Source organism: Streptomyces zingiberis, assembly GCF_012034935.1.
In the GTDB taxonomy this organism is placed as follows: domain Bacteria; phylum Actinomycetota; class Actinomycetes; order Streptomycetales; family Streptomycetaceae; genus Streptomyces; species Streptomyces zingiberis.
In genome coordinates this window covers 99,080-122,630 of sequence record NZ_JAATEN010000004.1, presented here as the reverse complement: position 1 = coordinate 122,630, position 23,551 = coordinate 99,080, and the positions used below count along the sequence as shown (strand labels likewise).

General features: G+C 73.6%; 17 protein-coding genes. 9 read left to right on the top strand and 8 right to left on the bottom strand.

Annotated features, from left to right (window positions below; genetic code table 11):
• Positions 1-10: 10 nt before the first annotated feature.
• From HCK00_RS06550 to HCK00_RS06525, 6 genes are all read right to left on the bottom strand, one after another.
• Positions 11-895, bottom strand: coding sequence for a universal stress protein (locus tag HCK00_RS06550; RefSeq protein WP_168100828.1), 885 nt, complete (start codon positions 893-895; stop codon positions 11-13).
• A gap of 239 nt (positions 896-1,134) precedes the next feature.
• Positions 1,135-2,649, bottom strand: coding sequence for a GH1 family beta-glucosidase (locus tag HCK00_RS06545; protein ID WP_168100827.1), 1,515 nt, complete (start codon positions 2,647-2,649; stop codon positions 1,135-1,137).
• A 14-nt stretch (positions 2,650-2,663) separates the two neighbouring features.
• Entirely contained in the window at positions 2,664-4,208 is a 1,545-nt protein-coding gene (locus tag HCK00_RS06540; protein WP_168100826.1) for a GH1 family beta-glucosidase, read from the bottom strand.
• 435 nt (positions 4,209-4,643) lie between these two features.
• Positions 4,644-5,561 carry a carbohydrate ABC transporter permease gene (locus HCK00_RS06535; protein WP_168100825.1) on the bottom strand — a complete coding sequence of 306 codons (918 nt, stop codon included), beginning with the start codon at positions 5,559-5,561 and terminating at the stop codon, positions 4,644-4,646.
• The gene (locus tag HCK00_RS06530; RefSeq protein WP_168100824.1) at positions 5,558-6,562 is read right to left on the bottom strand and encodes a carbohydrate ABC transporter permease; all 1,005 of its coding nucleotides are present in this window, start codon (positions 6,560-6,562) and stop codon (positions 5,558-5,560) included. Before HCK00_RS06530 ends, HCK00_RS06535 begins: the two co-directional genes overlap by 4 nt.
• 89 nt (positions 6,563-6,651) lie before the next feature.
• Positions 6,652-7,992, bottom strand: a complete 1,341-nt coding sequence (locus HCK00_RS06525; RefSeq protein ID WP_168100823.1) for an ABC transporter substrate-binding protein — start codon at positions 7,990-7,992, stop codon at positions 6,652-6,654.
• 856 nt (positions 7,993-8,848) lie between these two features.
• Here HCK00_RS06525 and HCK00_RS06520 point away from each other — a divergent pair.
• From HCK00_RS06520 to HCK00_RS06505, 4 genes are all read left to right on the top strand, one after another.
• The gene (locus HCK00_RS06520; protein WP_168100822.1) at positions 8,849-9,877 is read left to right on the top strand and encodes a LacI family DNA-binding transcriptional regulator; all 1,029 of its coding nucleotides are present in this window, start codon (positions 8,849-8,851) and stop codon (positions 9,875-9,877) included.
• A 658-nt stretch (positions 9,878-10,535) separates the two neighbouring features.
• Positions 10,536-11,960 (top strand): GH1 family beta-glucosidase, encoded by a 1,425-nt coding sequence (locus tag HCK00_RS06515; protein ID WP_168101036.1) that lies wholly within the window; start codon positions 10,536-10,538, stop codon positions 11,958-11,960.
• A 560-nt stretch (positions 11,961-12,520) separates the two neighbouring features.
• A complete protein-coding gene (locus HCK00_RS06510; RefSeq protein ID WP_168100821.1) occupies positions 12,521-14,269 on the top strand; it encodes a flavin-containing monooxygenase in 1,749 nt (582 codons plus the stop codon).
• Positions 14,270-14,683: 414 nt separating this feature from the next.
• Entirely contained in the window at positions 14,684-15,310 is a 627-nt protein-coding gene (locus tag HCK00_RS06505) for a TetR/AcrR family transcriptional regulator (protein ID WP_168100820.1), read from the top strand.
• A gap of 4 nt (positions 15,311-15,314) precedes the next feature.
• Here the strand turns inward: HCK00_RS06505 and HCK00_RS06500 are convergent, their stop codons facing one another.
• Positions 15,315-15,998 (bottom strand): GntR family transcriptional regulator, encoded by a 684-nt coding sequence (locus HCK00_RS06500; protein WP_168100819.1) that lies wholly within the window; start codon positions 15,996-15,998, stop codon positions 15,315-15,317.
• Positions 15,999-16,076: 78 nt separating this feature from the next.
• A complete protein-coding gene (locus HCK00_RS06495) occupies positions 16,077-17,276 on the bottom strand; it encodes a CaiB/BaiF CoA transferase family protein (RefSeq protein WP_168100818.1) in 1,200 nt (399 codons plus the stop codon).
• 17 nt (positions 17,277-17,293) lie between these two features.
• Here HCK00_RS06495 and HCK00_RS06490 point away from each other — a divergent pair, with 17 nt between their 5' ends.
• The 5 genes from HCK00_RS06490 to HCK00_RS06470 all read left to right on the top strand — a co-directional run bounded on the left by HCK00_RS06490 (position 17,294) and on the right by HCK00_RS06470 (position 23,507).
• Complete coding sequence (locus HCK00_RS06490; protein ID WP_168100817.1) at positions 17,294-18,133, top strand: HpcH/HpaI aldolase/citrate lyase family protein; 840 nt, start codon at positions 17,294-17,296, stop codon at positions 18,131-18,133.
• On the top strand, positions 18,126-19,799 hold the full coding sequence (locus HCK00_RS06485) for a FumA C-terminus/TtdB family hydratase beta subunit (RefSeq protein WP_168100816.1): 1,674 nt from the start codon (positions 18,126-18,128) through the stop codon (positions 19,797-19,799). Before HCK00_RS06490 ends, HCK00_RS06485 begins: the two co-directional genes overlap by 8 nt.
• Before the next feature lie 87 nt (positions 19,800-19,886).
• Positions 19,887-20,819, top strand: a complete 933-nt coding sequence (locus tag HCK00_RS06480) for a fumarylacetoacetate hydrolase family protein (RefSeq protein ID WP_168100815.1) — start codon at positions 19,887-19,889, stop codon at positions 20,817-20,819.
• Positions 20,816-22,237: an amidohydrolase family protein gene (locus HCK00_RS06475; RefSeq protein ID WP_168100814.1), complete on the top strand. Its 1,422-nt coding sequence runs from the start codon at positions 20,816-20,818 to the stop codon at positions 22,235-22,237. The genes HCK00_RS06480 and HCK00_RS06475 overlap by 4 nt, the downstream gene beginning before the upstream one ends.
• 97 nt (positions 22,238-22,334) lie before the next feature.
• Positions 22,335-23,507: a sugar ABC transporter substrate-binding protein gene (locus HCK00_RS06470; protein ID WP_168100813.1), complete on the top strand. Its 1,173-nt coding sequence runs from the start codon at positions 22,335-22,337 to the stop codon at positions 23,505-23,507.
• Positions 23,508-23,551: the final 44 nt, after the last annotated feature.

Here is a 23,551-nt window from a genome sequence, read left to right as displayed (position 1 = left end):
GGATCCCCGGTCAGGAGCGGACGGGGACGACGGCGACCGGGCACTCCGCGTGGCGCAGCACGGCGTGGGTGACCTTGCCGAGCCGGAGGCCCGCCCCATGGTCGGCCCGGCCGTGGGCGCCGACCACCAGCAGCGCGGCGCTGCGGGAGGCGTCGAGCAGCACCTGGTGCGCGGGACCCTCGTCGACCCGGTGGCCGACCTCGACCCGCGGATACTCCCGGCGCGGTGCCCGCAGCGTCTCCCCCAGCAGCCACTCGGCCTGTTCCTCCTCCGCGGCGGACGGGCTCCCGGTGAGCAGCGGGTGCCGTATCTGCTCGTGCGGCCGGTGCCAGGCGCGGACGGCCAGCAGCGCCGTGGAGCGCGCGGCGGCCTCGCGGAGCGCGAAGCGGGCCGCGGCGCTGCCCTCGCCGGCGTCCCCGGCCCCGAGCACGACCGGGGCGCCGGTCTCACTGGCGGCGGAGCGCCCGTCGGCGCGGGGGCGGACCACGACGACGGGGCGGCCGGAGCGGACGGCGACGGCCGGCGAGACCGAGCCCAGCAGCAGGCCGGCGACCGCGCCCCGGCCGCGCGAGCCGGTGACCAGCATGGCGGCGTCGCGGCCCGCCTCGACCAGGACGAGGACGGGGTCCCCGGGCACGGATTCGGTGACCACCCCGACCGCGGGGTTCCGCCGCCGGGCGCGGTCCGCGGCCTCCGCGAGCAGCCGCTCCGCCGGCGGTGGCGCGGCCGGCGGGCGGGCGGGCGCGTCCGGGCCGGTGGTGCCGTCCGCGGGCCGGCCGTCCGCGTGCACCAGGCGCAGCACCGCTCCCCGCCGGGCCGCCTCGTCGACCGCCCAGTCCAGCGCGGCCAGGCTGTGCGCCGAGCCGTCGACCCCGGTTACCACGGGCAGTTCCATCCGCCGACCCCATCGCTCCGCTCGCCCCGCCGGCCCGCGCCGGCCTCACACCTCCACCGAGACACCGTGGGGTGTGTGCCCGGGCGGGCGGACCGGCATCCCGCTTCGGGGATTTCGTCCCCGGACGGCGGCGTCCGGTCAGGCGGCTCCCGGGCGGGCCGCCGGGGGACGTGAACGGGCCGGCCGCCCGCCCGGCGGGGGCCGCGCGGGCGCCGGGCGGGCGGCCGGCCCCTGGGGGCTCAGCCGGCGGCCGGCCCGCCGTCGCCGTGCCGGGCGCGGTGGTCCGCGATCAGCGAGCGGTACCAGTGGTAACTGTCCTTCGGGGTGCGCTCCAGGGTGTCGTAGTCGACCCGGACGATCCCGAAGCGCCGGTCGTAGCCGAACGCCCACTCGAAGTTGTCCAGCAGCGACCAGAGGAAGTAGCCGCGCACGTCCACCCCGGCGGCGACCGTGGCGGCGAGCACCCGCAGATGGTCGCGGAGGTAGGCGACCCGGTCCGTGTCGTGGACGGCGCCGTCCGGGGCCACGGCGTCGTCCTCGGCGGAACCGTTCTCGGTCAGGTACAGCGGCGGCAGCGCCGGGTACGCCCGGTTCAGGCCGGTGAGGAGCTCCGCCAGCGCCTCCGGGACGACGGGCCAGCCCATGGTGGTGCGCCGCACGTCCTCCCGCCAGAGCTCGGCCGCGCGGATGTCCACGGCGGTGCGCGCCGCCGGGTCCGGCTCGGCGTGCGGCACGGCCCGGACGGTGACGGGGCGGTAGTAGTTGACGCCGAGGAAGTCCAGCGGCTGCCCGATGAGCGCGAGGTCGCCGTCCCGCCGGTACGGGGTCTCCTCGATCAGCTCCCCCCAGGTCTCACGCTCGTGCTCGGGGTAGCGCCCGGCGAACAGCGGGTCGAGCCAGAGGTCGTTGTGGAGGGTGCGGGCGCGCCGCACGGCCGCGTGGTCGGCCTCGGTGTCGCTCTCGGGAAGCAGCAGATCGGGGTTGAGGGTGATACCGACCTCCCGGGCGCCGCCCGCGCGGAGCGCCTGCACGGTCAGGCCGTGGCCGACGAGCAGGTGGTGCGCGGCGGCGAGCGCACCCTGCCCCTCCCGCGCCCCGGGCGCGTGCCGGCCGCGCGCGTAGCCGAGGAAGGAGCTGCAGAACGGCTCGTTGAGGGTGATCCAGCGTCCGACGCGGTCCCCGAGCCGCTTGGCGGCCACCGCCGCGTACTCGGCCAGCAGTTCGGCGGTCTCCCGCACCCGCCAGCCGCCCCGGTCCTCCAGCGCCTGCGGCAGGTCCCAGTGGTAGAGGGTGACGCAGGGGGTGATCCCGGCGTCCAGCAGGGTGTCCACGAGCCGGTCGTAGAAATCCAGACCGGCCTCGTTGACGGGCCCGTCGCCGGCCGGGCGGATCCGCGGCCAGGCGAGGGAGAAGCGGTAGTCGTCGACGCCGAGCCCGCTGAGAAGCGCGATGTCCTCGCGGTAGCGGTGGTAGTGGTCGCAGGCGGTGTCGCCGGTGGCGCCGCCGGCGACCTTGCCGGGGGTGCGGCAGTAGGTGTCCCAGATGGACGGGGCGCGGCCGTCGGCGTCATGGGCGCCCTCGACCTGGTAGGCGGCGGTGGCCGCGCCGAACCGGAAGCCCCGGGGGAAGCGGGGCAGGTCCTCCGACCCGGAGGCCCCGCCGGTGGCGGCCGGGTTCCGGAGGCGGCCGGTGCCGTCCCCGCCGGCCGTGGCGCCGTGGTCCGGGGGGCTGCCGTTGCTGCCGTGGTCCGTCATCAGGATGGTTCCTCTCAGTCGTGCGGGAGGGTCTCGCGGTCGTGCGGGAGGGTCTCGCGACCGGCGGTCCGGCCGCGCCGGGCGGCGGGCGCCCGGCCGGTGGGGGGCGGGGCGGGGGGCGGCCCGGGCGGTGGGGGCGCCCCGACGGGAAGGCGGCCGGTGCGGGCCACCTCCGCGTACCAGCGGGCGCTGGACTTGGGGATGCGGGCCTGCGTCTCGTGGTCGATGTAGATGGCGCCGACGCGCTTGCCGTAGCCGTAGGTCCACTCGAAGTTGTCCAGCAGCGACCACAGGTAGTAGCCGCGCACGTCGGCCCCGTCGGCCAGCGCGGACAGCACGGCCTCCAGGTGGCGGTGGAGGTAGGCGATCCGGTCCGGGTCGTGGACGGTGCCGTCGGGGCCGGGCCGGTCGTCGTACGCCGCGCCGTTCTCGGCGATGACCAGCGGCAGGCCGGGGAAGTCCGCCGTGCAGCGCATCAGCAGGTGGTACAGGCCGGTGGGGTCGACGGGCCAGCCCATCGCGGTGCGCTCGCCGGAGGGCTGGTGGAAGACGACGCCCTCCGCGCCCGGCCACGGCGAGGCGGGGCGGGAGACGCGCGGCTCACCGCTCCGGGAGCGGGCGGCGGAGACCACCCGCGAGGTGGAGTAGTGGATGCCGAGGGTGTCCAGCGGCTGCCCGATGAGCGCGAGGTCGCCGTCGCGGACGAAGGACCAGTCGGTGATCCGGGCGGTGTCGGCGAACAGGTCCTCCGGGTAGCCGCCGGACAGCATCGGGCCGGTGAAGATGCGGTTGCCGACGGCGTCGATGCGGCGGACGGCGTCCTCGTCCTCCGGCGTGGGCGACAGCGGCCGCACCAGATGCGGGTTGAGGGTGACGCCCACCTGGGCGCGCGGCGGCAGCAGCTCCCGCAGGACGGCGGCGGCCCGCCCGTGGCCCAGGTTCAGGTGGTGCGCGGCGCGCAGCGCGGCCACCGGGTCGGTGCGGCCGGGCGCGTGGGTGCCGGAACCGTAGCCCAGGAAGGCGCTGCACCAGGGCTCGTTGAGGGTGGTCCACAGCTCCACGCGGTCGCCGAGCGCCTCCCCGACGAGCTGGGCGTAGTCGCCGAACCGCTCGGCGGTGGCGCGCCGCGGCCAGCCGCCGACGTTCTCCAGGTCCTGCGGCAGGTCCCAGTGGTAGAGGGTGACGGCGGGCCGGATGCCGTGGCTGAGCAGTTCGTCGCAGAGCCGGCGGTAGAAGTCCAGGCCGCGCTGGACGGCCGGCCCCCGCCCGGTGGGCTGGACCCGGGGCCAGGAGACGGAGAACCGGTAGGCGTCCACACCGAGTTCGGCCATCAGCCGGACGTCCTCCGGCATGCGGTGGTAGTGGTCGGCGGCCACATCCCCGGTGTGGCCTCTGAAGACCTTGCCGGGGGTGCGGCTGAAGGTGTCCCAGATCGACGGGGTGCGCCCGTCCTCGGCCGCGGCGCCCTCCACCTGGTACGCGGCGGTGGCCGCCCCCCACACGAAGCCCGGCGGGAAGGAGCGGGCCGAGGCGGCGGACCGGACTTCGTGCGCGGTCATGGGGGAGGCACTCCTTGAGGTCGGTGCGGCGGACCGGGCGGTCCGGGGCCGGTGGGGGTGATGGTGCTGATGGTGCCGATGTGCTGAACGGTGCCGAGGGGTCCGGCAGTTCCGGCAGGGCGGACGGGGCAGTCGGGGCAGTCGGGTCGGACGGGTCGGACGGATCTCAGGCGGGCCGGGCGGGCCGGGCCGGTCGAGCGGGTCGGGCCGGTCGGGCACAGCGGTGCCGACGGCCGTTCGGGGCGTACGGACGGAGGCCGGGTGCGGATGCCTGACGTGGTGCCGTGTCAGGCGCGGTACGGCGTCAGCGCCGGAGCCACCGCGCGGTGGCTCCGCGGGGCTCCGGCGCTCGCACACCGCTCGATGCGGTGCTCGAAGTGCTGGTCGGGATGGTGGTCGGGCAGGTGGCCCAGTGGTGCGCCGCCGGGGCGCCGGTCAGTCCTTGACGGCTCCCGCGGTGATGCCGCCCACCACGTGCTTACCCAGCACGGCGAAGACCGCGAGCAGGGGCAGCGTCGCGATCAGCGCACCGGTCAGCACGATCGCGTGGTTGACGGTGTGGTTGCCGGCTCCGAGCCCCGCGAGCGCCACCTGGAGCGTCGGGCTCCCGTCCGGGGTCAGCGCGATGAACGGCCAGAAGAAGTCGTTCCACGCCTGGACGAAGATGAGCATGCCGAGAACCGCCATGGCGGGCCGGGCCACCGGGAACACCACGTGCCAGATGATCCGCAGGCTGTTCGCCCCGTCCACCCGCGCGGCCTCCACCAGCTCCACCGGCAGCGCCTCCAGCAGGAACTGGCGCATGAAGAAGACGCCGAACGCGGCCACCAGGGAGGGCAGGATGACCGACTGGAGCTGGTCGACCCAGCCCAGGTCGGTGATGATCTGGTAGAGCGGGATGACGCTGAGCTGCGGCGGTACGGTCATCGTCGCGATGACGACGGCCAGCAGCGCGTTCCGGCCCCGGAACCGCAGCTTGGCGAAGGCGAACCCGGCCAGGGTCGCGAAGAGCACCGTGCTCAGCGCGACGGTGCCCGCCACGATGGTGGTGTTGATCAGCGCCTGGCCCATCTGGACCTGGTTCCAGGCGATCTCCAGATTGGTGAAGAGCTGGTCGCCCGGGAGCAGCGGGGAGGGCGCGGTCACGACGCGCTCGCCGGTGTGCGAGGCGGCCACGAAGTTCCAGTACAGCGGGAACAGCGAGAAGAACGCCGCCACGGCCAGCACGATGTAGGTGACCGGCCCGGCGTGGTGCTGGCCGCCGGCGCGGCCGGCCTTGCCGCCGCGGCGCCGCGGGGGAGGCAGCGGCTGCCCGGGGGCGTGGGCCGGGGGCCTGGTCAGGGCGTGTGTCATGAGGAGATCCCCAGCTTCTTGCGGTTCCGGCGCGCCACGAGGGCCTGGAGGCCGCCGACGGCCAGCAGGAGGAGGAGCATCACCCAGGCGATGGCCGACGCCTGGCCGAGGGCGCCGGTGACCCAGCCCTTCTCGTACATCAGCAGGCTCAGCGTCTGGTACTGGTTCGCGCTGCCGCCGCCGATGCCGAGGCTGCCGCCGAAGATCAGGGGCTCACCGAAGAGCTGGGTGGCGCCGATCGTGGAGACGACGACCGTGAAGAGGATGGTCGGCCGGATCGACGGCACGGTGATGGAGATGAACTGCCGCCAGCGGGAGGCGCCGTCGAGCGCCGCGGCCTCGTAGAGGTCGTTCGGCACGGCCTGCATGGCAGCGAGGTAGATCAGCGCGTTGTAGCCGGTCCAGCGCCAGGTGACGATGGTGGAGATGGCGATCTGCGCGGGCCACTTCTCGGTCTCCCAGTTGACCGGGTCGATCCCGAAGAGGCCGAGGAAGCCGTTGATCATGCCGTAGTCGGTGTTGAACAGCTGCGCGAAGACCAGCGTGGCGGCGGCGATCGAGGTCGCGTACGGCGCGAGGATCGCGACCCGGTAGAAACCACGGCCGCGGAGCTTGTAGTTGAGCAGGTGTGCCAGGCCGAGCGCCATCAGCAGCTGCGGGACGGTGGAGATGACACCGATGGTGAAGGTGTTGGCCAGCGCGTTCCAGAAGAAGTCGCTGTCGGCCAGCCCCGTGTAGTTCTCCGCTCCACGCCACTCGGCCTCACCGCCGAGCTCCACCCGGTGCAGGGAGAGCCAGCCGGTGTAGATCAGCGGGAAGAGGCCGAAGGCGGCGAAGGTGAGGAAGAACGGGGCGATGAACGTGTAGGGCGTCGCTTTGACGTCCAGCCGGTACAGCCTGCTGCGCCAGGCGCTGGGCGTCTTGCGGTGCCGGGGAGGTCCGGGAGCGGGCGGCGCGGGAGGCGGACTGCCGTCCGCCGCCGCCCGTACGGAGGTAGCCACGAATGGCGTCCCTTCAACAGGTGAGATCTGACGGTTGCTCAGGCGGAGGGCCGCCCGCGGCCGGTGCCTGCGGGCGGCCCTCGACGGCGCTACTGATCGATCTTGTCCTTGATCAGCTTCTTGACGTTCTCCCAGGCCTGGTCCGGGTCGGTGCCGCGCTGCTCGATGTCGAGGATGCCGTTGTCGGTGATGAAGGTCTTCACCTGGCCGTCGTACCGGCCGATCGGCGCCGGCTCGATCTTCTGCGCGGCCTCGGAGTAGATCTGGCCCACCGGGGTGTCACCGAAGTAGTCCATCTTCGCGGTGGTGACCTCCTCGGACTCCATCGCCTTGGTGGTGGACGGCATCAGGCCGGCCTTGGCGAACACCTTGGCCTGCTGCTCCGGGGCGGTCAGCCAGGCGGCGAGCTTGGCTGCCTCCTCGGTGTGCTTGCCGGCCTTCGGCACGGAGAGGAAGGACCCGCCCCAGTTGGCACCGACCGGCGGGGCGGCGATGTCCCACTTGCCCTGGTTGTCGGGGCCGGCCTGGTCCTTGATGATGTTGGTCATCCAGCTCGGGCAGACGACCGTGGCGAACTTGGAGTTCTTGAACGCCGCGTTCCAGGTGCCCTTCTCGTCGAACTGGCGCAGCTTGGCGGTGAGGCCGTCCTGGGCCGCCTCGACGGCCAGGTCCCAGCCCTTCTCCACGCCGCTGCTGTTCTCCCAGTCGAGCTGGCCACGGGAGTTGGAGTACTGCTCCGGCGAGCTGGAGATGACGGCGTTGAACAGGCCGCTGGCGGAGTCGTGGAAGGCGGTGCCCGCCGGGGCGGAGGCCTTGTAGTCCTGGCCCACCTCGATGAACTTCGCCCAGTCGCCCTCCCACAGCTTGCCGACCTCCTCGCGGTCGGTGGGCAGGCCGGCCTCCTCGAAGAGGTCCTTGCGGTAGCAGATCGCCATCGGGCCGATGTCGGTGCCGAGGGCGACGACCTTGTTGTCGGGCGTGGTGGACTGCTTGATCTTCCAGTCCAGGAACTCGGCGGTGCTGGCCCCCTCGGCGGAGCTGAGGTCCACGAACTTGCCCGCCATGTTCGGGTTGGTCGCCTCGGCGATGTAGCCGACCTCGATCGCCTGGATGTCGGAGAGCCCGCTGCCCTGGGAGAGGCGGAGCTTCAGGGTGTCCCAGTACTTCTGGCCGTCGGAGACGTTGTTCTCGACGATCTTGATCTTGGGGTTGAGCTTCTCGTACTCGGCGTAGAGGCCGGCCCCCGTCTTGTTGTCGTAACCGAACGACCCGAAGGTACCGATGCGCAACTCGATCTTGCCATCGCCGCCGGACCCGCCGCCGGAGTCCCCGCCGCAACCGGTGACCAGTGCCGCGCAGGTGACGAATCCGGCGACCGCGGTGATCGCGGTTCTGCGACCGCGGCCGCGAGTCCTGCTGGAAGTGCGCATTCCACTCTCCTTGTCCAGGTGGATCTCTGGGTGGCGCCACGGAGGGCCGGGCCCGGGTCCCGTCCCGGTCCGGCGCGTTCCGCCGCGGCCGGCCCGGCCACGGCCCCTCGGGCCGGGGCGGAGGCGGCGGAGCCGGCGGGGTGTACCTCGCGGGCCGCCCGCACCGGCCGCGTGGGCCGGGTGCGGGACCGTCACCAACTCCCGGAAGGGCGTGGGCCATCCGGACCGTTGAGGGGGTGACCAGGCCGCTTCCGGGCCCGGGTGGGGCCGGCGGCCGTGGTGGTGCCGGGCTCGGCGGGGCCGGGCCTCCCCCCGGAAAGCCCGACTCCACCCGGCCGGGAGTGGGAGCGCTCCCACTCCGCGCCATGCGGGAAGGCTTCCCCCTCGGAGGGAAAGTGTCAAGGCGTGAATACGGTTTCGTTGTCGGCATGTGTCCTGACGGCCCCCAGGGGTGCCCGTGAGCGCGGCGTCAGGGCAGGCGGGGCGGGGCCCGGCCGATGACGCACCGGACCGGCGGGGCCGCGCGGATCGGGCGCCGGCGGTCGACAGCCCGTCATTTCCCGAAGGGAGGCTCGACTCCGCGGCTCCCGCATCGACGACGCGCACGCCGGTCGACCCGGCGGGCCGGACCCCGGGGGCGCCACGCGATGACGACCGGGCCGGGGCCGGGGGCGCCGATCACGGCCCGGACCGGCCCGGATAGCATGGGAGCGCTCCCAGGAAGGGGCGGGACCGGGCCCTGCCCGGTCCGAACGAGCGGCCGGACGCGGGCCGCGCCGGGCCGCCCCTCACCCCGCCCCGCGGGTCCGCCGGGGCCGGACGGCCGGACCGCCGGCGGGGACGGTGGGGAGACCGGATGGCGGTGAACGGACGGCGTGGCCTCCGGCCGACGCTGGAGGAGGTCGCGGCGCGGGCCGGGGTGGGGCGGGGCACGGCGTCCCGGGTCATCAACGGCTCGCAGCGGGTCAGCGACCGGACCAGGACAGCGGTCGAGGAGGCCGTCGCCGAACTCGGCTACGTGCCCAACCGGGCCGCCCGCGCCCTGGCCGGGCACCGGACGGACGCGATCGCCCTGGTCGTCCCGGAGGCGCAGACCAGACTCTTCGCCGAGCCCTACTTCTCCGACATCGTGCGCGGCGTGGGAGCCGAACTCGCCGGCACCGACCTGCAACTGCTGCTGACCCTGATCCGCACCGCCGAGGAGCGGCAGCGTTTCGCCCAGTACCTGCGGGCCCAGCGGGTGGACGGCGTCCTCGTCGTCTCCGTGCACGCGCACGACCCGCTGCCGGACCTGCTGGCGGAGCTGGGCGTCCCGGCCGTGCTGAGCGGGCGACGCTCGGACCTCGAGCCGGTGTCCTACGTCGACTCCGACAACGTGGGCGGGGCGCGTACGGCCGTCGCGCACCTGCTGGCCACCGGACGGCGGCGCGTCGCCACCATCACCGGCGCCCTGGACATGCACGTGGCCCGCTGCCGGCTCGACGGGTTCCACCAGGCGCTGGAGCGCGCCGGGGTCGCCCGGGCGGACCGGCTCGTGGCCCACGCGGACTTCACCGAGGACGGGGGGCGCCGCGCCATGGCCGGGCTGCTGGAGCGCGAGCCCGGCCTGGACGCCGTCTTCGCCGCGTCGGACGTGATGGCCGCCGGCGCACTGGCGGCCCTGCGCGCCGCGGGCCGGCGGGTGCCGGAGGACGTGGCGCTCGTCGGGTTCGACGACTCGGCCATCGCCCGGCACACCGACCCCGCGCTGACGACCGTGCGGCAGCCGGTGGAGGAGATGGGACGGGCGATGGCGCGGGTGCTGCTGGCGGAGATCGGCGCGCCGTCCCCGGTCAGGCGCCATGTCGTCCTGGATACCCGGCTGGTGCTGCGGGAGTCCGCCTGACCGGCCGGAAAGGGGCCGCGCCCGCCGGACCCACTCCCCCGGCCCGCGGGGCGCGGGCCCGCCGGGCGGTGCGGGGCTGCGCGCCGGGACCGCTGGGGCACGGTCCCAGGGCGCAGCCCGGCGGACGGCCCGGCCGCCACCCCGGCGGCCGGGCGGCGGCCACCCGCGCCCCCGGTGGAGCCCGTTCACATGTTGAACACGCGCGCGCGGGGCGGCGCCCGTGGCGCGGCTGGAATCGAACGGTGCCCCCTGCGAGCCGTTCGGGGCCGAAGAGACCGGTGATGCCCGAGGGGCGCACGGGGCCACTGGTCCCCTCCCCCGCCACCGGTCCACGGGGCATCTCCCCCGCCCGGGCGGCCGGCAGACACCGGACGGCATGTCCATCGCCCCAGGTCGTGTGCGGTACGTCCGGGCCGGCGGCGGGGGTCCGGGACCCGTGGGCGGACCGAAGCGGGGGGCGGTGAAATCTTGACACCGGCTATCGGCTCCGCCACATTTATGGGAGCGCTCCCAGAAGGCCGATCCCCTCCTCGTCCATCCGCCCATGCACGCGGCCCGCGAGCCTGCCTTTCCCCGCTCGGATTTGGGAGCGCTCCCACACCTCGCAGGCGCGCTGCGAGCCGTATTCGACCGCTGTTGATGAGGTCCCGACGTGACAATGCAGGATGAACAGACGGCTGTGGTGACTGAGGCCGCGCCTCAGGCCGCCGCCTTCCCGACCGGCTTCCTCTGGGGTGTGGCGACCTCCGCCTACCAGATCGAGGGCGCCGCGGACGCGGACGGCCGCGGACAGTCCATCTGGGACACCTTCGCGCACACCCCCGGACGGGTCGCCGGAGGTGACACCGGGGACGTGGCCGCGGACCACTACCACCGCTACCCGGAGGACGTCGCGCTCATGTCCGAGCTGGGGCTCGGCGCGTACCGGTTCTCCGTCTCCTGGCCGCGCATCCAGGCGGACGGCAGCGGCCCCGCCAACCAGCGCGGCCTCGACTTCTACCGGCGCCTGGTCGACTCGCTGCTGGAACGCGGCATCGAGCCCGCGGTCACCCTCTACCACTGGGACCTCCCGCAGGCCCTCCAGGACCGGGGCGGCTGGCTGGACCGGGACACCGCGTACCGGTTCGCCGAGTACGCGGGGGCCGTCCGCGAGGCGCTCGGCGACCGGGTCCGGCTGTGGACCACGCTCAACGAGCCCTGGTGCGCCGCCTTCCTCGGCTACGGCGAGGGCAAGCACGCACCGGGGGTGCAGGACCCACCCGGCTCCCTGGTCGCCGCCCACCACCTGCTGCTGGCGCACGGGCTGGCCGTCCCGGCGCTGCGCGCCGCGGCCCCGGGCGAGATCGAGATCGGCACCACCCTCAACTTCTACCCGGTGTCCGCCGCCTCGGAGGACCCCGCGGACCTCGACGCGGCCCACCGCATCGACATCCTCCAGAACCGCATCTTCCTCGACCCGGTGATGCAGGCGCGCTACCCGGCCGACATCCTGGCCCACGTCGAGCGGGTCTGCGGCACCGGCCACATCCAGCAGGGCGACGAGGCGCTCATCGGCGCCCCCATCGACTTCCTGGGCGTCAACTACTACACCTCGTACCACGTCGCGGGCGGTGGCGAGGCCGCCGACGGGCCGTCCTGCTGGCCCGGCGCGCAGGACGTGCGCTTCCTCTCCTGCGGCCGGCCGCTGACCGACATCGGCTGGGAGATCGACGCCCAGGGGCTCCGCACCCAGCTGGAGCGGATCAACCGGGACTACCCCGGCCTCAAGATGCTGATCACCGAGAACGGCGCCGCCTTCGACGACGTCGTCTCGCCCGACGGCAAGGTCCACGACCAGGCCCGCATCGCCTACGTCGACGGCCACCTGCGCGCCGTCCAGCAGGCCATCGCCTCCGGTGTGGACGTGCGCGGCTACTTCCTCTGGTCGCTGCTGGACAACTTCGAGTGGGCCGAGGGATACGCCAAGCGGTTCGGCATCGTCCACGTCGACTTCGACACCCAGCTGCGCATCCCCAAGGACAGCGCCCTGTGGTACGGGGGTGTCGCGCTCCGCAACGACCTGCCCGCGGAGCAGGCCATCTGATCCGCCGGTCCATCGCGGCGGGTCCGGCCCCGGCAGGCGCGCCGCACGAACGGGGGACGCGTGAACGGCACGAGCGGCGGCGCCGGCGGCAGACCGGGCACCCCGGCGGCGACGGCGCCGCCGGGGACCGGCCCGACGGGGGCCCGGCGCGGGGAACGGCGCGGAGGGTGCGGAAGCCCGGCCTCGTTCGGCGGGCCCCACCGGCCGCCGGTCCCGCCGCCCGCCCGGGGGACCTCACAGGGGCTGCGGGCCGAGGTGGCCGCCGACGGCCGCTCTCGGCCCGGCGCCGTGCGCGGCCCGACCCGCCCGGAGCGGGGGCTGCATCCACCCCTGCCGCCGGGTTCGGGGGAAGGGGCGGCCCGGCGCCGTCGCGGGGATGCCGTTCGGGGAGATGCGGGCCCGCGCCGGCACCACCGTCACCGGCCCCCGCCGTCCGCCGGTTCCACGACGCCCGGCACCCCGTCGGCGTCGCGACCGGGGGACCGCGAGGCGGGGTACCGCCGGAGCCGGCCGACGGCTTCGACCCGTCCATCCGACGGCAGACCGGAGAAAGCACGCCCATGCCACCCGCCGCACCGCCACCCGCCCCGTCACCCCCGCCGTCCGCCGGCCTGTCCCTTCCCGGGGGACCACCACCGGTACCGCAACCGGGTGACGCCGGGGCCGGGCCCCGGACGGCCCCGCGCCGCTCCGCGCTCCTCCCCCGAGCCGGGAGGAGTGCGCGGATCGCGGTCATCGGCGCCGGGCCGGCCGGCCTCACCTCCGCCAAACAGGCGCTCGCCGAGGGCCACGAGGTCGTGGTGTACGAGCGCAACGCCGACGTGGGCGGCGTCTGGGATCCGGGGTCCGGCGGCGCCTACCCGGGCGTACGGATGCAGCACTCGCGGATGAGCCTCCCCTTCTCCGACTTCCCGCCGGAACGGGTGGCCGACTTCCCCACCCTGCCGCAGGTCCACGCCTATCTGCGGGCGTACGCCGAGCGGTTCGGGGTCCTGGCCCGCTGCCGTTTCGGCCACCGCGTGGCGCGGGTGGCCCGGCGGGCCGGGGGCGGCTGGCGGGTGACCGCCGAACGGGACGGGCACGCCCCGGCCACCGAGGAGTTCGACGCGGTGCTGGTCGCCGTCGGCGAGCTGTGGGAACCGCGGCTGCCGGACCGGATGCCGGGTCCCGGCGCCGCGGTGCGGGTGTGGACGGCGAAGTCCTACCGGGGCCCGGAGGGCTTCGCCGGGCGGCGGACGCTGGTGGTGGGCGGCGGGGTCAGCGGCGCGGACATCGCTGCCGAACTCTCCGACGCCGGGGCCCGCGTGGACTGGTCGCTCCGGACCAGGCCGCTCTTCCTGCCCCGGGACTGCGGCGGTGTCTACAACGACGCGCTCTTCTCGTACGCGGGGCGGATCGCCCTGGAGGAGCTGCCCTACCGTGACTACCTGGAGTGGCTGGGCGACCTGCTGCCCGAGTACATGGCGATGTACCGGGAGACGGGCCTGCTGCCCCGGAAGGGCTTCCACGGCGCCGTCCACATCAACGACAAGGTGATCCCCCGGGTCTACCGGGGCCGGATCCGGCCGCGTCCCGCGTTCGGGGGGTTCACCCCGGACGGCGCGGCGGTGCTGACCGACGGCACCACCCGGACGGAGCGCTCCTACGACGACGTGGTGCTCTGCCTGGGGTACGCCGCCCCGGACCACGGCTTCATCGAGGACTTCCGGCCGGAGGACCTCTACGGCCACCACGTCCACCGCCGCGACCCGACCCTCGCCGTCATCGGCGTCCCCGCCGGCGCCGAGGGGTTCGGTGCCGCCTGCCCCTACGTCGAGGCCGTCGCCGGCTGGGTGCTGGCCGTCCTCGGCGGGCGGGCCGAGCTGCCGGACGCCGCCGGGCGGGCCGCCTGGTGCGAGCGGACCGCGGCGGGCTCCGCGGCGCGCGCCGGGGAACGCGCCCACCTGGACTGCTGGCTGGAGACCGTCCGCATGGGACTCGCCGCGGGCACGCTGCCCGACCCGCACACCCGGTTCGCCGCCTACTGGCGGCTGGTGTCCGGCACGGTGGCGCCCTCCCGGCTGCGCCCGGAGGGACCGGCCGTCCCGCGGCCCGCCGCTTTCGACGGCCTGGTCGACCTGGACCACGTCCGGCACCGGATCCTCGCCGCGCTGCCGCTCACCGACCGGGACACCCTGCTGGCCACCGCGGAGATCGGCCGGGAGGACTACGAGGCGGCGCTCTCGGTGCCCCCGGGCCGGGAACTCCCGCCGTGGCTGCCGTACCGGCGGTGGCGCGCCTCCCGGCCACCGGCGGCCGTGCCCGGCTGAGCCCCGGCGGACCGGCGCACCGCGAGGCCACCCGGGCCCCGGCCCGCCGCGCCGTCACCCGGCCGGCCGCCACCCGCCGCGGTCAGCCCCTCAGACGCCCGGGCCGCCCTTCCACCCCCGCCGGGCGGCCCGGGTCCGCGGGCCGGTGCCCGGGACCACCCCGGCCGCACCGGCCCGCACCAGCCGCGCCGGACGGTGAGCGCCGGGGCCCGTAAGGGCCGGCCCGAAGGCGTTCGGGTGCCCGCCGGACGGCCGGGGAACGCTATCGGCAGCGGTCCGGCCCCCAGCGCTCCGGAACCCAACCACCCTGACGGCACGATCAGTTGGCCGATTCCGGCGGCCCTCGAAGGGGCCGATGAAATTACACTGTAGTGTAGTTATCATGACCGCGTGAGCGACGACACGGAGACGGGTATGAGCGTTGAGCAAGCCGCGCCGGCCAACGGCCGCCGCCAGCGGCGCTGGCAGGACGTGCACGATCGCCTCTACGACGCCGCTTGCGAGCTCTTCCTCGAGTCCGACTTCCTGGAGACCTCGGTCGACGAGATCGCCGAGCGGGCCGACGTCGCACGTAAGACCGCCTACAACCATTTCCCCCGCAAACGGGACTTCATCTCGGAGTGGGGACGGCGGCGCCGTCTGTTCGTCCGGCGCGAGGTGTCCGAGGAGGTGGTGGCGGGGCATTCCTTCGAGGATGTTCTGCGCCACTACTTCCATGCCCTGGTGACGATCAACCAGGCGCAACGCCCGCTGGTGATCCGCATGCTGAAGGGCTGGCGCGAGTCCGGAGGCCCGTTCGACGTCGACCCGCACCTCCTGGTCGAAGTGTTCCGGGGTATCGCCGCCCGGGCGAAGGAACGCGGCGAGCTCCGCCCCGGGACGGACCCGGCACGCGTGGCCACGATCCTCTACAGCGGCTACTTCGGAATTCTGTACGAGTGGATCGGCGGCTCCGACCAGGAGGCACCGTTCGACCTCGCCGAGGCGTACACCCAGCTGCTCGACCTGACCTTCGACGGCCTCCTCGAGCGACAGGGCTGACGGGTCAGCCGAGGCCGTCGTCGAACGGATCGGTGGTGCCGTCGCCGCCCAGCCGCGCGGTCACCGCCAGGAAACCTTCCCTGAGATGCGTCTCGACCGACGCCGCCACCGCGTCGGGATCACCCGACCGGACAGCACGCAGGATCTCCCGGTGCTCGCGCTCCGAGGCACGGAGCCGCTCGGGCGACCCCAGCAGCACATCCCAGGGGAACGAGGTCCACAGTGAGGCGATGTGGTCGGCCAGCCCAGGGATGCCGCAGCGCTCGTAGAAGAGGAAGTGGAACTCCCGGTTGAGCCGGCGGACCTCCTCCGCGTCGGGCACCGCTCCCGCCCGTTCGATGGAGTCGACGAGCGTCTCGGCGGTGCGGATGTCCAGCGCCGACACCCGCACCGTCGCCCGGCGCATCGCATAGGGCTCGGCGAGCCGGCGCAGCACGTAGACGGTCTCCACCCGGGCGAGGTCGACCGCCGCGACCCGCACGCCGCGGTGCGGCTCCGAGACGACCAGCCCGTCGGATTCCAGGATGCTGAACGCTTCCCGCACGGGCGTGATACTCGTCCGGAACCGCTCGGCCAGCGCGTCCTGACGGAGCCGCTCGCCGCGGCGGATCTCACCGGAGAGGATCAGCCGGCGCAGGTCCTCGACGATCTGGTCCCGCTTGGTACCCAGCGGCTGCTGTGGTCGCACGTCGTATCCTTCACGGCTCGGCACACCGGGCATCATCGTAGCGGCGGCGGCCCCGTCCACCCCCCGGCGCCCCGGCGATCATGAACGCCGGAGGGTGAGCCCCAGCTCGGCCAGGACGGTGTCGGTGTGCTCGCCGACCGCGGGAATCCGGTCCATCCGCGGCTCGACACCCTCCATGCCGATCGGGGGCAGCGTCGCCCGGATGCGGCCGGCCGGGGAGTCGACCTCACGCCAGCGGTCCCGCTCGCTCAACTGAGGGTGGCCCAGCACGTCGTGGAGGTCGCGCCGGCGCGCGTGGGCGATCGCCGCCCGCTCCAGCCGCGCCTGGAACTGCTCACCGGTGAGCACCGTGAGGCGGTCCTGGATCAGGGCGTCGAGCTCGCCGCGGTTGCGCACCCTCAGCGCTCCGGTGGCGAACCGGGGGTCGGCGGCCGTCCCGGAGTCCTCGAGCACGATCGAGCAGAACGCCTCCCACTCGCGCTCGTTCTGGACCGACAGCACGACGTCCGTCCCGTCGCCGGCCCGGAACGTGCCGTAGGGAGCGATCGCCGCATGGCTCGTGCCGGTGCGCTGCGGCGCGTCCCCACCGTGGCCGGCGTAGTACAGCGGATACCCCATCCACTCGATGAGGGCGTCGAAGAGACTGACGTCCAGCGCGGTGCCGACGCCGGTGTGGCGGCGGTCGTAGAGCGCGGCCAGGATGCCGGAGAAGGCGTACATGCCGGCGGCGATGTCCGCGGCGGGGATGCCGGCCTTGGCCGGTTCGTCCTGGGTCCCGGTGATCGACACCAGACCCGTCTCCGACTGGATCAGCAGGTCGTACGCCTTGGCGTCCCGCAGGGGGCCGGCCGTTCCGTACCCGCTGACGGAACAGGTGATCAACCGCGGCCACCGGGCGCGCAGGTCCGCCGCGCCGAGGCCCAGGCGGCCGGCCGCGCCGGGCGCCAGGTTCTGCACGAACACGTCGGCCCGCTCCAGCAGGGCGGTCATGACCTCGCGTGATCCGGGGTCCTTCAGGTCCAGCGCCACGCTCTCCTTGGACCGGTTCAGCCAGACGAAGTGGCTCGACATCCCTCGCACGGTCTCGTCGTAGTCGCGGGCGAAGTCACCCCGGCCGGGGCGTTCGATCTTGATGACCCGGGCCCCCAGGTCAGCGAGGTGCCGGGTCGCGAACGGGGCGGCGACCGCCTGTTCGCAGGAGACGACCGTGACGCCGCGCAACGGGAGGTCGCGCCGGTACGGGGCGACCGGGAGAGCCGATCCGGAAGTATCATGCATGAAAGAAAGGATAATGCATGAAACTCGATCTGGATGCACTCTCCCATGCCCGCTCTCTGCTGTTCGTCCCCGGCGACCGCCCGGAGCTCTTCGACCGCGCGGTGGACTCCGGTGCGGACGCCGTCGTCATCGACCTCGAGGACGCGGTCGCACCGGAGCGGAAGACGGCGGCCCGGGAGGCGGCCCGCGCCTGGCTCGGCCGGGGCGGCCCGGCCGTGGTGCGGGTGAACCCGGCCGGCACCGAGGGGTTCGGCGCGGACATCGGCGCCGTCGCCGGGCTTGCGGCCGCGGTGGTGCTGCCCAAGTGCGAGAGCCCGGCCGGCATCGGACGCGTGCACGCGGAGGCGCGCTGCCCGGTCCCCGTCATCCCGCTGGTCGAAACCGCGGCCGGCCTGGTGAACGCCGAGTCGCTGTGCCGGGCCGAGGGGGTGGTGCGCGCGGCGCTGGGCACCGTCGACCTGGCCACGGAGCTGGGCGTGGAACCCGACGACGAGGAGGCGCTGCGGTACGCGCGCTCCCGCCTGGTGCTCGCGTCGGCGGCGGCGGGGCTCCCCGGCCCCGTCGACGGGGTGACCACCGACCTGCGCGATCCGGTCAGGGTCCGCGGCGACAGCCGGCGGGCGAGGCGGTTGGGCCTGTACGCGAAACTCTGCGTCCACCCCCTCCAGGTGCCGGTGGTCAACGACGTCATGACGCCGACGGCCGCGGAGATCACCTGGGCCCGCGAGGTCACCGGCCGCGCGGGCGGCGGCGTGTTCGTGGTGGACGGCCGGATGACCGACGCGCCCGTCGTCGCCCGGGCGAACCGCGTCCTCGACCGGAGCCGCCGCTTCACGGAGGGGAACACCCGTGGATGAGTTCACCTACGCGCCGATCCTCCAACGCGGTCCGGACGCGTGCGAGTACCTCCGCCTCGACCTGCCCGCGCCGTCGCGGGCCGAGGCACTCGGCCGCACCTTCCTGACCGTGCCCGGTGAGACACTCGTGGCACTGGCCGAACGGGCCTTCGGCGACATGGCGCACCTGCTGAGGACCTCGCACCTGCGGCAGCTGCGGGCCGTCGTCGACGATCCGGAGGCCAGTCCCAACGACCGCTACGTGGCCACCGACCTGCTGCGCAACGCGGCCGTCGCCTCGGGCGGCACCCTCCCCATGTGCCAGGACACCGGGACCGCGCTGATCATGGCGAAGCGCGGTCTGCGGGTGCTCACCGACGGAGACGACGCCGCCCACCTCTCCCTCGGCGTCGCCCGCGCCTACGACCGGCTCAACCTCCGCCACTCGCAGCTCGCCCCGCTGACCATGTACGACGAACGCAACACCGGGACCAATCTGCCCGCCCAGATCGAGATCCTCGCCGAGGGGCAGGACGCCTACGAGTTCCTCTTCATGGCCAAGGGCGGCGGCAGCGCCAACAAGAGCTTCCTCCACCAGGAGACAAAGGCACTGCTGAACCGCGACAGCCTGCCGGCGTTCCTGCGCGAGAAGATCGCAGCGCTGGGAACCGCCGCGTGTCCGCCCTACCACCTGGCCGTCGTGATCGGAGGCACCTCGGCGGAGGCGGCGCTGAAGACGGCGAAGCTCGCCTCCGCACACTATCTCGACTCCCTGCCAGTGCGGGGTGACCTCTCCGGGCGGGGATTCCGCGACGTGGAACTCGAACGCGAGGTACTGGAGATCACCCGCGAGCTGGGGCTCGGGGCCCAGTTCGGGGGCAAGTACTTCTGCCACGACGTGCGGGTCGTCCGCCTCCCCCGGCACGCGGGATCCTGCCCCGTGGCGATCGCCGTGTCGTGCTCCGCCGACCGGCAGGTGCTGGCCAAGATCACGGCGGACGGCGTCTTCCTCGAGCGGCTCGAGCCCGACCCGGCGCGGTTCCTCCCCGACGAGACGGCGCGCCTCGCCGGGGACGCGGTCCCCGTCGACCTGGCGCGGCCGATGCGTGAGATCCGGCAGGAACTCTCCCGGTATCCGGTCGGGACGCGGCTCTCCCTCTCGGGGCCGCTCGTCGTCGCGCGCGACCTCGCACACGCGGAGATCAAGAAGCGGCTCGACGGCGGGGAGGCCATGCCGGCGTATCTGCGTGACCATCCGGTGTACTACGCCGGCCCCGCGAAAACCCCCGAGGGCATGCCGTCCGGCTCGTTCGGGCCGACGACGGCCGGACGCATGGACGCGTACGTCGAACAGTTCCAGGCGGCCGGAGGATCCCTCGTGATGCTGGCCAAGGGGAACCGGTCGGCGGCGGTCACCCGCGCGTGCGAGCGCCACGGGGGGTTCTACCTCGGCACCATCGGGGGGCCGGCCGCCCGCATCGCCCAGGACTGCATCGTGTCCCTGCGGACGCTGGAGTACGGGGAGCTGGGCATGGAGGCCGTCCAGCTGGCCGAGGTCGTGGACTTCCCCGCGTTCATCGTGGTCGACGACAAGGGGACCGACTTCTTCGCCGATCCGGGCGGCCCCGTACTGACGATCGGGCGCCCGGCGCCGGCGGCGCCCGGAGACCCGTCGCGAACTGCCTGAGTCCACCCTCTTGACAGTGTGATACAGGGAACTCAAACTCACTACACTTCAGTGTAATGAGTAGTTCGAGTGTAAGGAGATGGCCAGGTGCCGGTCGGACGGACGAACAGCGTTGACGGGCCGGTGGCAGGCCATGTGGCCGGCGACCGGCTGCGCCTGACCGACGGTGCGCCGGGCGTGCTCGAGGCACTCGCCACGGATGCCTCGGCCGCTCACCGGACGATCGGGTTCCACCCGGAGCTCCCGGTCGACTGGACGGCGAGCCTGCGCGACTGCGTGGGGTTCCTCGATCATGTACGGAACTGCCGCAGAGCCCGCGGTGTGTTCGACGAGCTGCCCCCGCCGTGGTTCGACCGGCCGGCTTTCTACTTCGCGAATCCGGCCTCGCTGCACCCCTGGGACGCGCCGGTGGCGCTCCCGCCCGGCAGCGCCGCGTTCGACTTCGAGTTCGAGATCGCCGCGGTGCTCACCTCCGGTGGCGCCAACCTCACCGTGGCCGAGGCCACCGCGTGCATCGGCGGATACGTCCTGTACTGCGACTGGAGCGCACGGGACATCCAGGCCGAGGAACGCGTCATGCAGATCGGCCAGGGCAAGGGGAAGGACGCCGCGGTCTCCCTCGGGCCGTGGATCCTGTCCGCACCGGAAGCGGAGCCGTACCGGCGCGCCGATGGCTTCTCCTTCGAGGTCTCCGTCCAGGTCAACGGCGAGACGGTGCTGGCGAAACCGTTCACCGGCATGGACTGGTCGTTCGAGGAACTCGTCGCCTACGCCTCGTCCGGCGCGGAGGTCCGCCCGGGAGACCTCATCGCGTCGGGAACCATCCCCGGAGGCTGTCTGCTGGAGGGCTCGGCCGCACCGGGCTTCAGCGGCTGGCTCCAGGCCGGCGATCACGTCCTTCTCGACGGTGGCCCCCTCGGGACCATCTCCTCCCGGCTCGCCGCGCCCGCCCCCGCGGTCCCGTGGCGGCGTCCTCCCGCACCCGGGACCGCACGCACCCCTGAAAGGCACAGACCTTGAGCACCTACATCCTCGCGGGCGCGCATGCCGTCGTCGGCGACCCTCGGCTCCGGCAGTTCCAGAAGGTCGACCTCAAGATCACCGACGGTGTCATCACCGGGATCGGGAACGATCTCGCGCGGGACGGAGCGGAGGTGCGGGACGTCTCCTGGGCCTGGATCATCCCGGGCCTCGTGGACACGCATCACCACCTCTGGCAGGCGACGATGCGGGCCCTCACCTCCGACTTCACCCTTGACGACTACTTCTGGACGATCCGGCGCAACCACTCGGGAAGCCATCGGGCCGTCGACGTCTACAACGGCACCTACGGCGCCGCCGCGGGCCTGCTGGACGCCGGAACCACCTGCACGGTGGACTTCTCCCACTGCATCGTGACCCCCGAACACGCCGACGCGGGCATCACCGCCATCAAGGACTCGGGCATCCGCGCCGTCTGGTGCTACGGGTTCTACCACCAGCCCGTCGACGACCCCTGGTTCACCAGGCCCGAACAGCGCTACGACGACGCCCGCCGGATCCGGTCCACGTACTTCGGCGGTGACGGCGACCGCGTCCGCTTCGGGGTGTCCCCGCACGAGATGGCGCGCGTCCCGTTCGAGCGGATCGCCCAGGAGATCCGGATGGGCCAGGAGCTGGACGGCCTGGTCCACCCGCACACGAACACGCGGTGGCGGCCGGGCCACCGGTCCGACATCCGGCAGTGGCACGAGGCCGGGCTCCTGTGGGAGAAGCAGCTCCACTCGCACTGCAACTGTGCCGACGCCGACGATCTCAAGATTCTCGCCGACACCGGCTGCGCCGTCTCCTCGACACCGGAGACCGAGGTGGGCATGGGGCTGGGTTACACGGTCCTGCGCGCCGCGGACCGGGCCGGGGTGACGACAGGGCTCGGCTCCGACATCCAGTCGAACAACTCGCCCGACCTCTTCACCGCCATGCGGATCGCCCTCGCCAGCGAGCGGGGCCGCTACCACCAGCCGGTCATCGAGGCGGAGGGCACCTCGGCGCTCCAGGACGTCGCGCTGCGGACGGAGGACGTCCTGCACTTCGCGACTCTGGGCGGCGCCCGGGGCCTCGGACTCGGCGACGTCTGCGGCTCGATCGAGGTGGGCAAGGCCGCCGACCTCCTGCTGATCCGGGCGGACACGCCGCGGCTGCACCCGGTCGTCGATCCGGTCAACGCCATCGTCATGCATGTGACCGTCGCCGACATCGACACGGTGCTCGTCGGCGGCGACACCGTCAAGGAGGGCGGACGGCTCCTCCCGTCGATCTCCCGTAAGGCGATCAAGGGACTCGACGAGTCCGGCGCCTGGGTCGACCGGGTGGTACGCGCCGGCCACGGCTGGGCCCCGGAGAAACCGGTGTGGATGGGCACCGAACTCGAGCACCGCGTCTCGAACTCGGGCCGGTGAGCAGCGCGACGGAACACCCAGGGGGAAGCCGATCCCGCCCCGTCCGGCCGACAGCGACCATCTCGGCGGGCCGGGGGCGCTCACAAGGAGACACCACATGAAGAAGACTCAGGCCACCCTCACCGTGCTCGCCATGGCAGCCGCCCTGACGGCGTGCGGCTCCGGCGGAGAGGACGGCAAGCCGTCCGCCGGCGAGGCGACCAGCGCGGAGGTGCTCGCCTCCGCCCGCAAGGTGACGGCGGCGAACCTCGCCGGCACCGACCGTGAGCTGCCCGCCGACGGCCCCAAGGCCCAGAAGGGCAAGAAGGTCTGGGCCATCGCCTGCTCGACGGTGGCACCAGGGTGCAGCATGCCGGCGGAGGGACTTGCGGAGGCGGGCAAAGTGCTCGGCTGGAAGACCACGATCGCCGACGGCAAGCTCGATCCCTCGGTGTACAACGCGCAGATCCGGGCGGCGGCCGCGGCGAACGCCGACGCCCTCGTGCTGTTCGGGATCGACTGCGCACCGGTGAAGGGCGCGATCCAGGCCGCCCAGAAGTCCGGGACGAAGGTGTTCGGGGCCAACGCGCTCGACTGCGACGACAAGTACGCCGTCGGCGGCGGCACGGCGCTCTTCGACGGTGAACTCGTCTGGGGCCCGGACGACGCCGACTACGCGGCCTTCACCGACACCTACGTCGGACCCGGCCAGGCGGACTGGGTGATCGCGAAGACCAAGGGGAAGGCCGACATCGTCCAGCTCCGCCAGGACGACTCGGCCGGTACCCGCCACATCGGCGAATCCGCACACGAGCGCTTCAAGGACTGCGGTGGCTGCACGGTGACGACCGTGTCCTACACCGGAGCGGACCTCGCGGCAGGCAAGCTGCAGGGGAAGGTCTCCGCGGCGCTACAGAAAGCCCCCCGGGCGAACGTGGTGACCGTACCCGTCGATGCCGCGATCTCCCTGGGGGTGGCTTCCGCGGTGCAGCAGGCACGGGCCGGCGGCCGCGAGATCCTGCTCGTCGGGCAGGAGGGGGTGCCGGCCTCGGTCAAGCTCATCAAGAGCGGCACCCAGTCGTTCGCCCTCGGACGCCCCTGGCGCTGGACCGGCTGGGCGGCGGCGGATGGCGTGAACCGCATGTTCGCCGGTGAGAAGGCCGTCGACGCCGGGTTCGGCTTCGGCAGCATGGACGCCGGCCACCTGCCCAAGTCCGACGTGTACGACGGCAACGACCCGAGCACCCCCTACGTCGACAACTACCGGCGGATCTGGACGGGGCGCCGGTGAACGCGGCGCTCTCCCCTGCCGCCGCGCCGGCCGCCCTCGCTCTC

Excerpts from the sequence above, each read along its gene's own strand:
- HCK00_RS06550 (WP_168100828.1), bottom strand. The coding sequence starts at position 895 with ATGGAACTGCCCGTGGTAACCGGGGTCGACGGCTCGGCGCACAGCCTG.
- HCK00_RS06545 (WP_168100827.1), bottom strand. The coding sequence starts at position 2,649 with ATGACGGACCACGGCAGCAACGGCAGCCCCCCGGACCACGGCGCCACG.
- HCK00_RS06540 (WP_168100826.1), bottom strand. The coding sequence starts at position 4,208 with ATGACCGCGCACGAAGTCCGGTCCGCCGCCTCGGCCCGCTCCTTCCCG.
- HCK00_RS06535 (WP_168100825.1), bottom strand. The coding sequence starts at position 5,561 with ATGACACACGCCCTGACCAGGCCCCCGGCCCACGCCCCCGGGCAGCCG.
- HCK00_RS06525 (WP_168100823.1), bottom strand. The coding sequence starts at position 7,992 with ATGCGCACTTCCAGCAGGACTCGCGGCCGCGGTCGCAGAACCGCGATC.
- HCK00_RS06520 (WP_168100822.1), top strand. The coding sequence starts at position 8,849 with ATGGCGGTGAACGGACGGCGTGGCCTCCGGCCGACGCTGGAGGAGGTC.
- HCK00_RS06515 (WP_168101036.1), top strand. The coding sequence starts at position 10,536 with ATGCAGGATGAACAGACGGCTGTGGTGACTGAGGCCGCGCCTCAGGCC.
- HCK00_RS06510 (WP_168100821.1), top strand. The coding sequence starts at position 12,521 with ATGCCACCCGCCGCACCGCCACCCGCCCCGTCACCCCCGCCGTCCGCC.
- HCK00_RS06505 (WP_168100820.1), top strand. The coding sequence starts at position 14,684 with ATGAGCGTTGAGCAAGCCGCGCCGGCCAACGGCCGCCGCCAGCGGCGC.
- HCK00_RS06495 (WP_168100818.1), bottom strand. The coding sequence starts at position 17,276 with ATGCATGATACTTCCGGATCGGCTCTCCCGGTCGCCCCGTACCGGCGC.
- HCK00_RS06490 (WP_168100817.1), top strand. The coding sequence starts at position 17,294 with ATGAAACTCGATCTGGATGCACTCTCCCATGCCCGCTCTCTGCTGTTC.
- HCK00_RS06470 (WP_168100813.1), top strand. The coding sequence starts at position 22,335 with ATGAAGAAGACTCAGGCCACCCTCACCGTGCTCGCCATGGCAGCCGCC.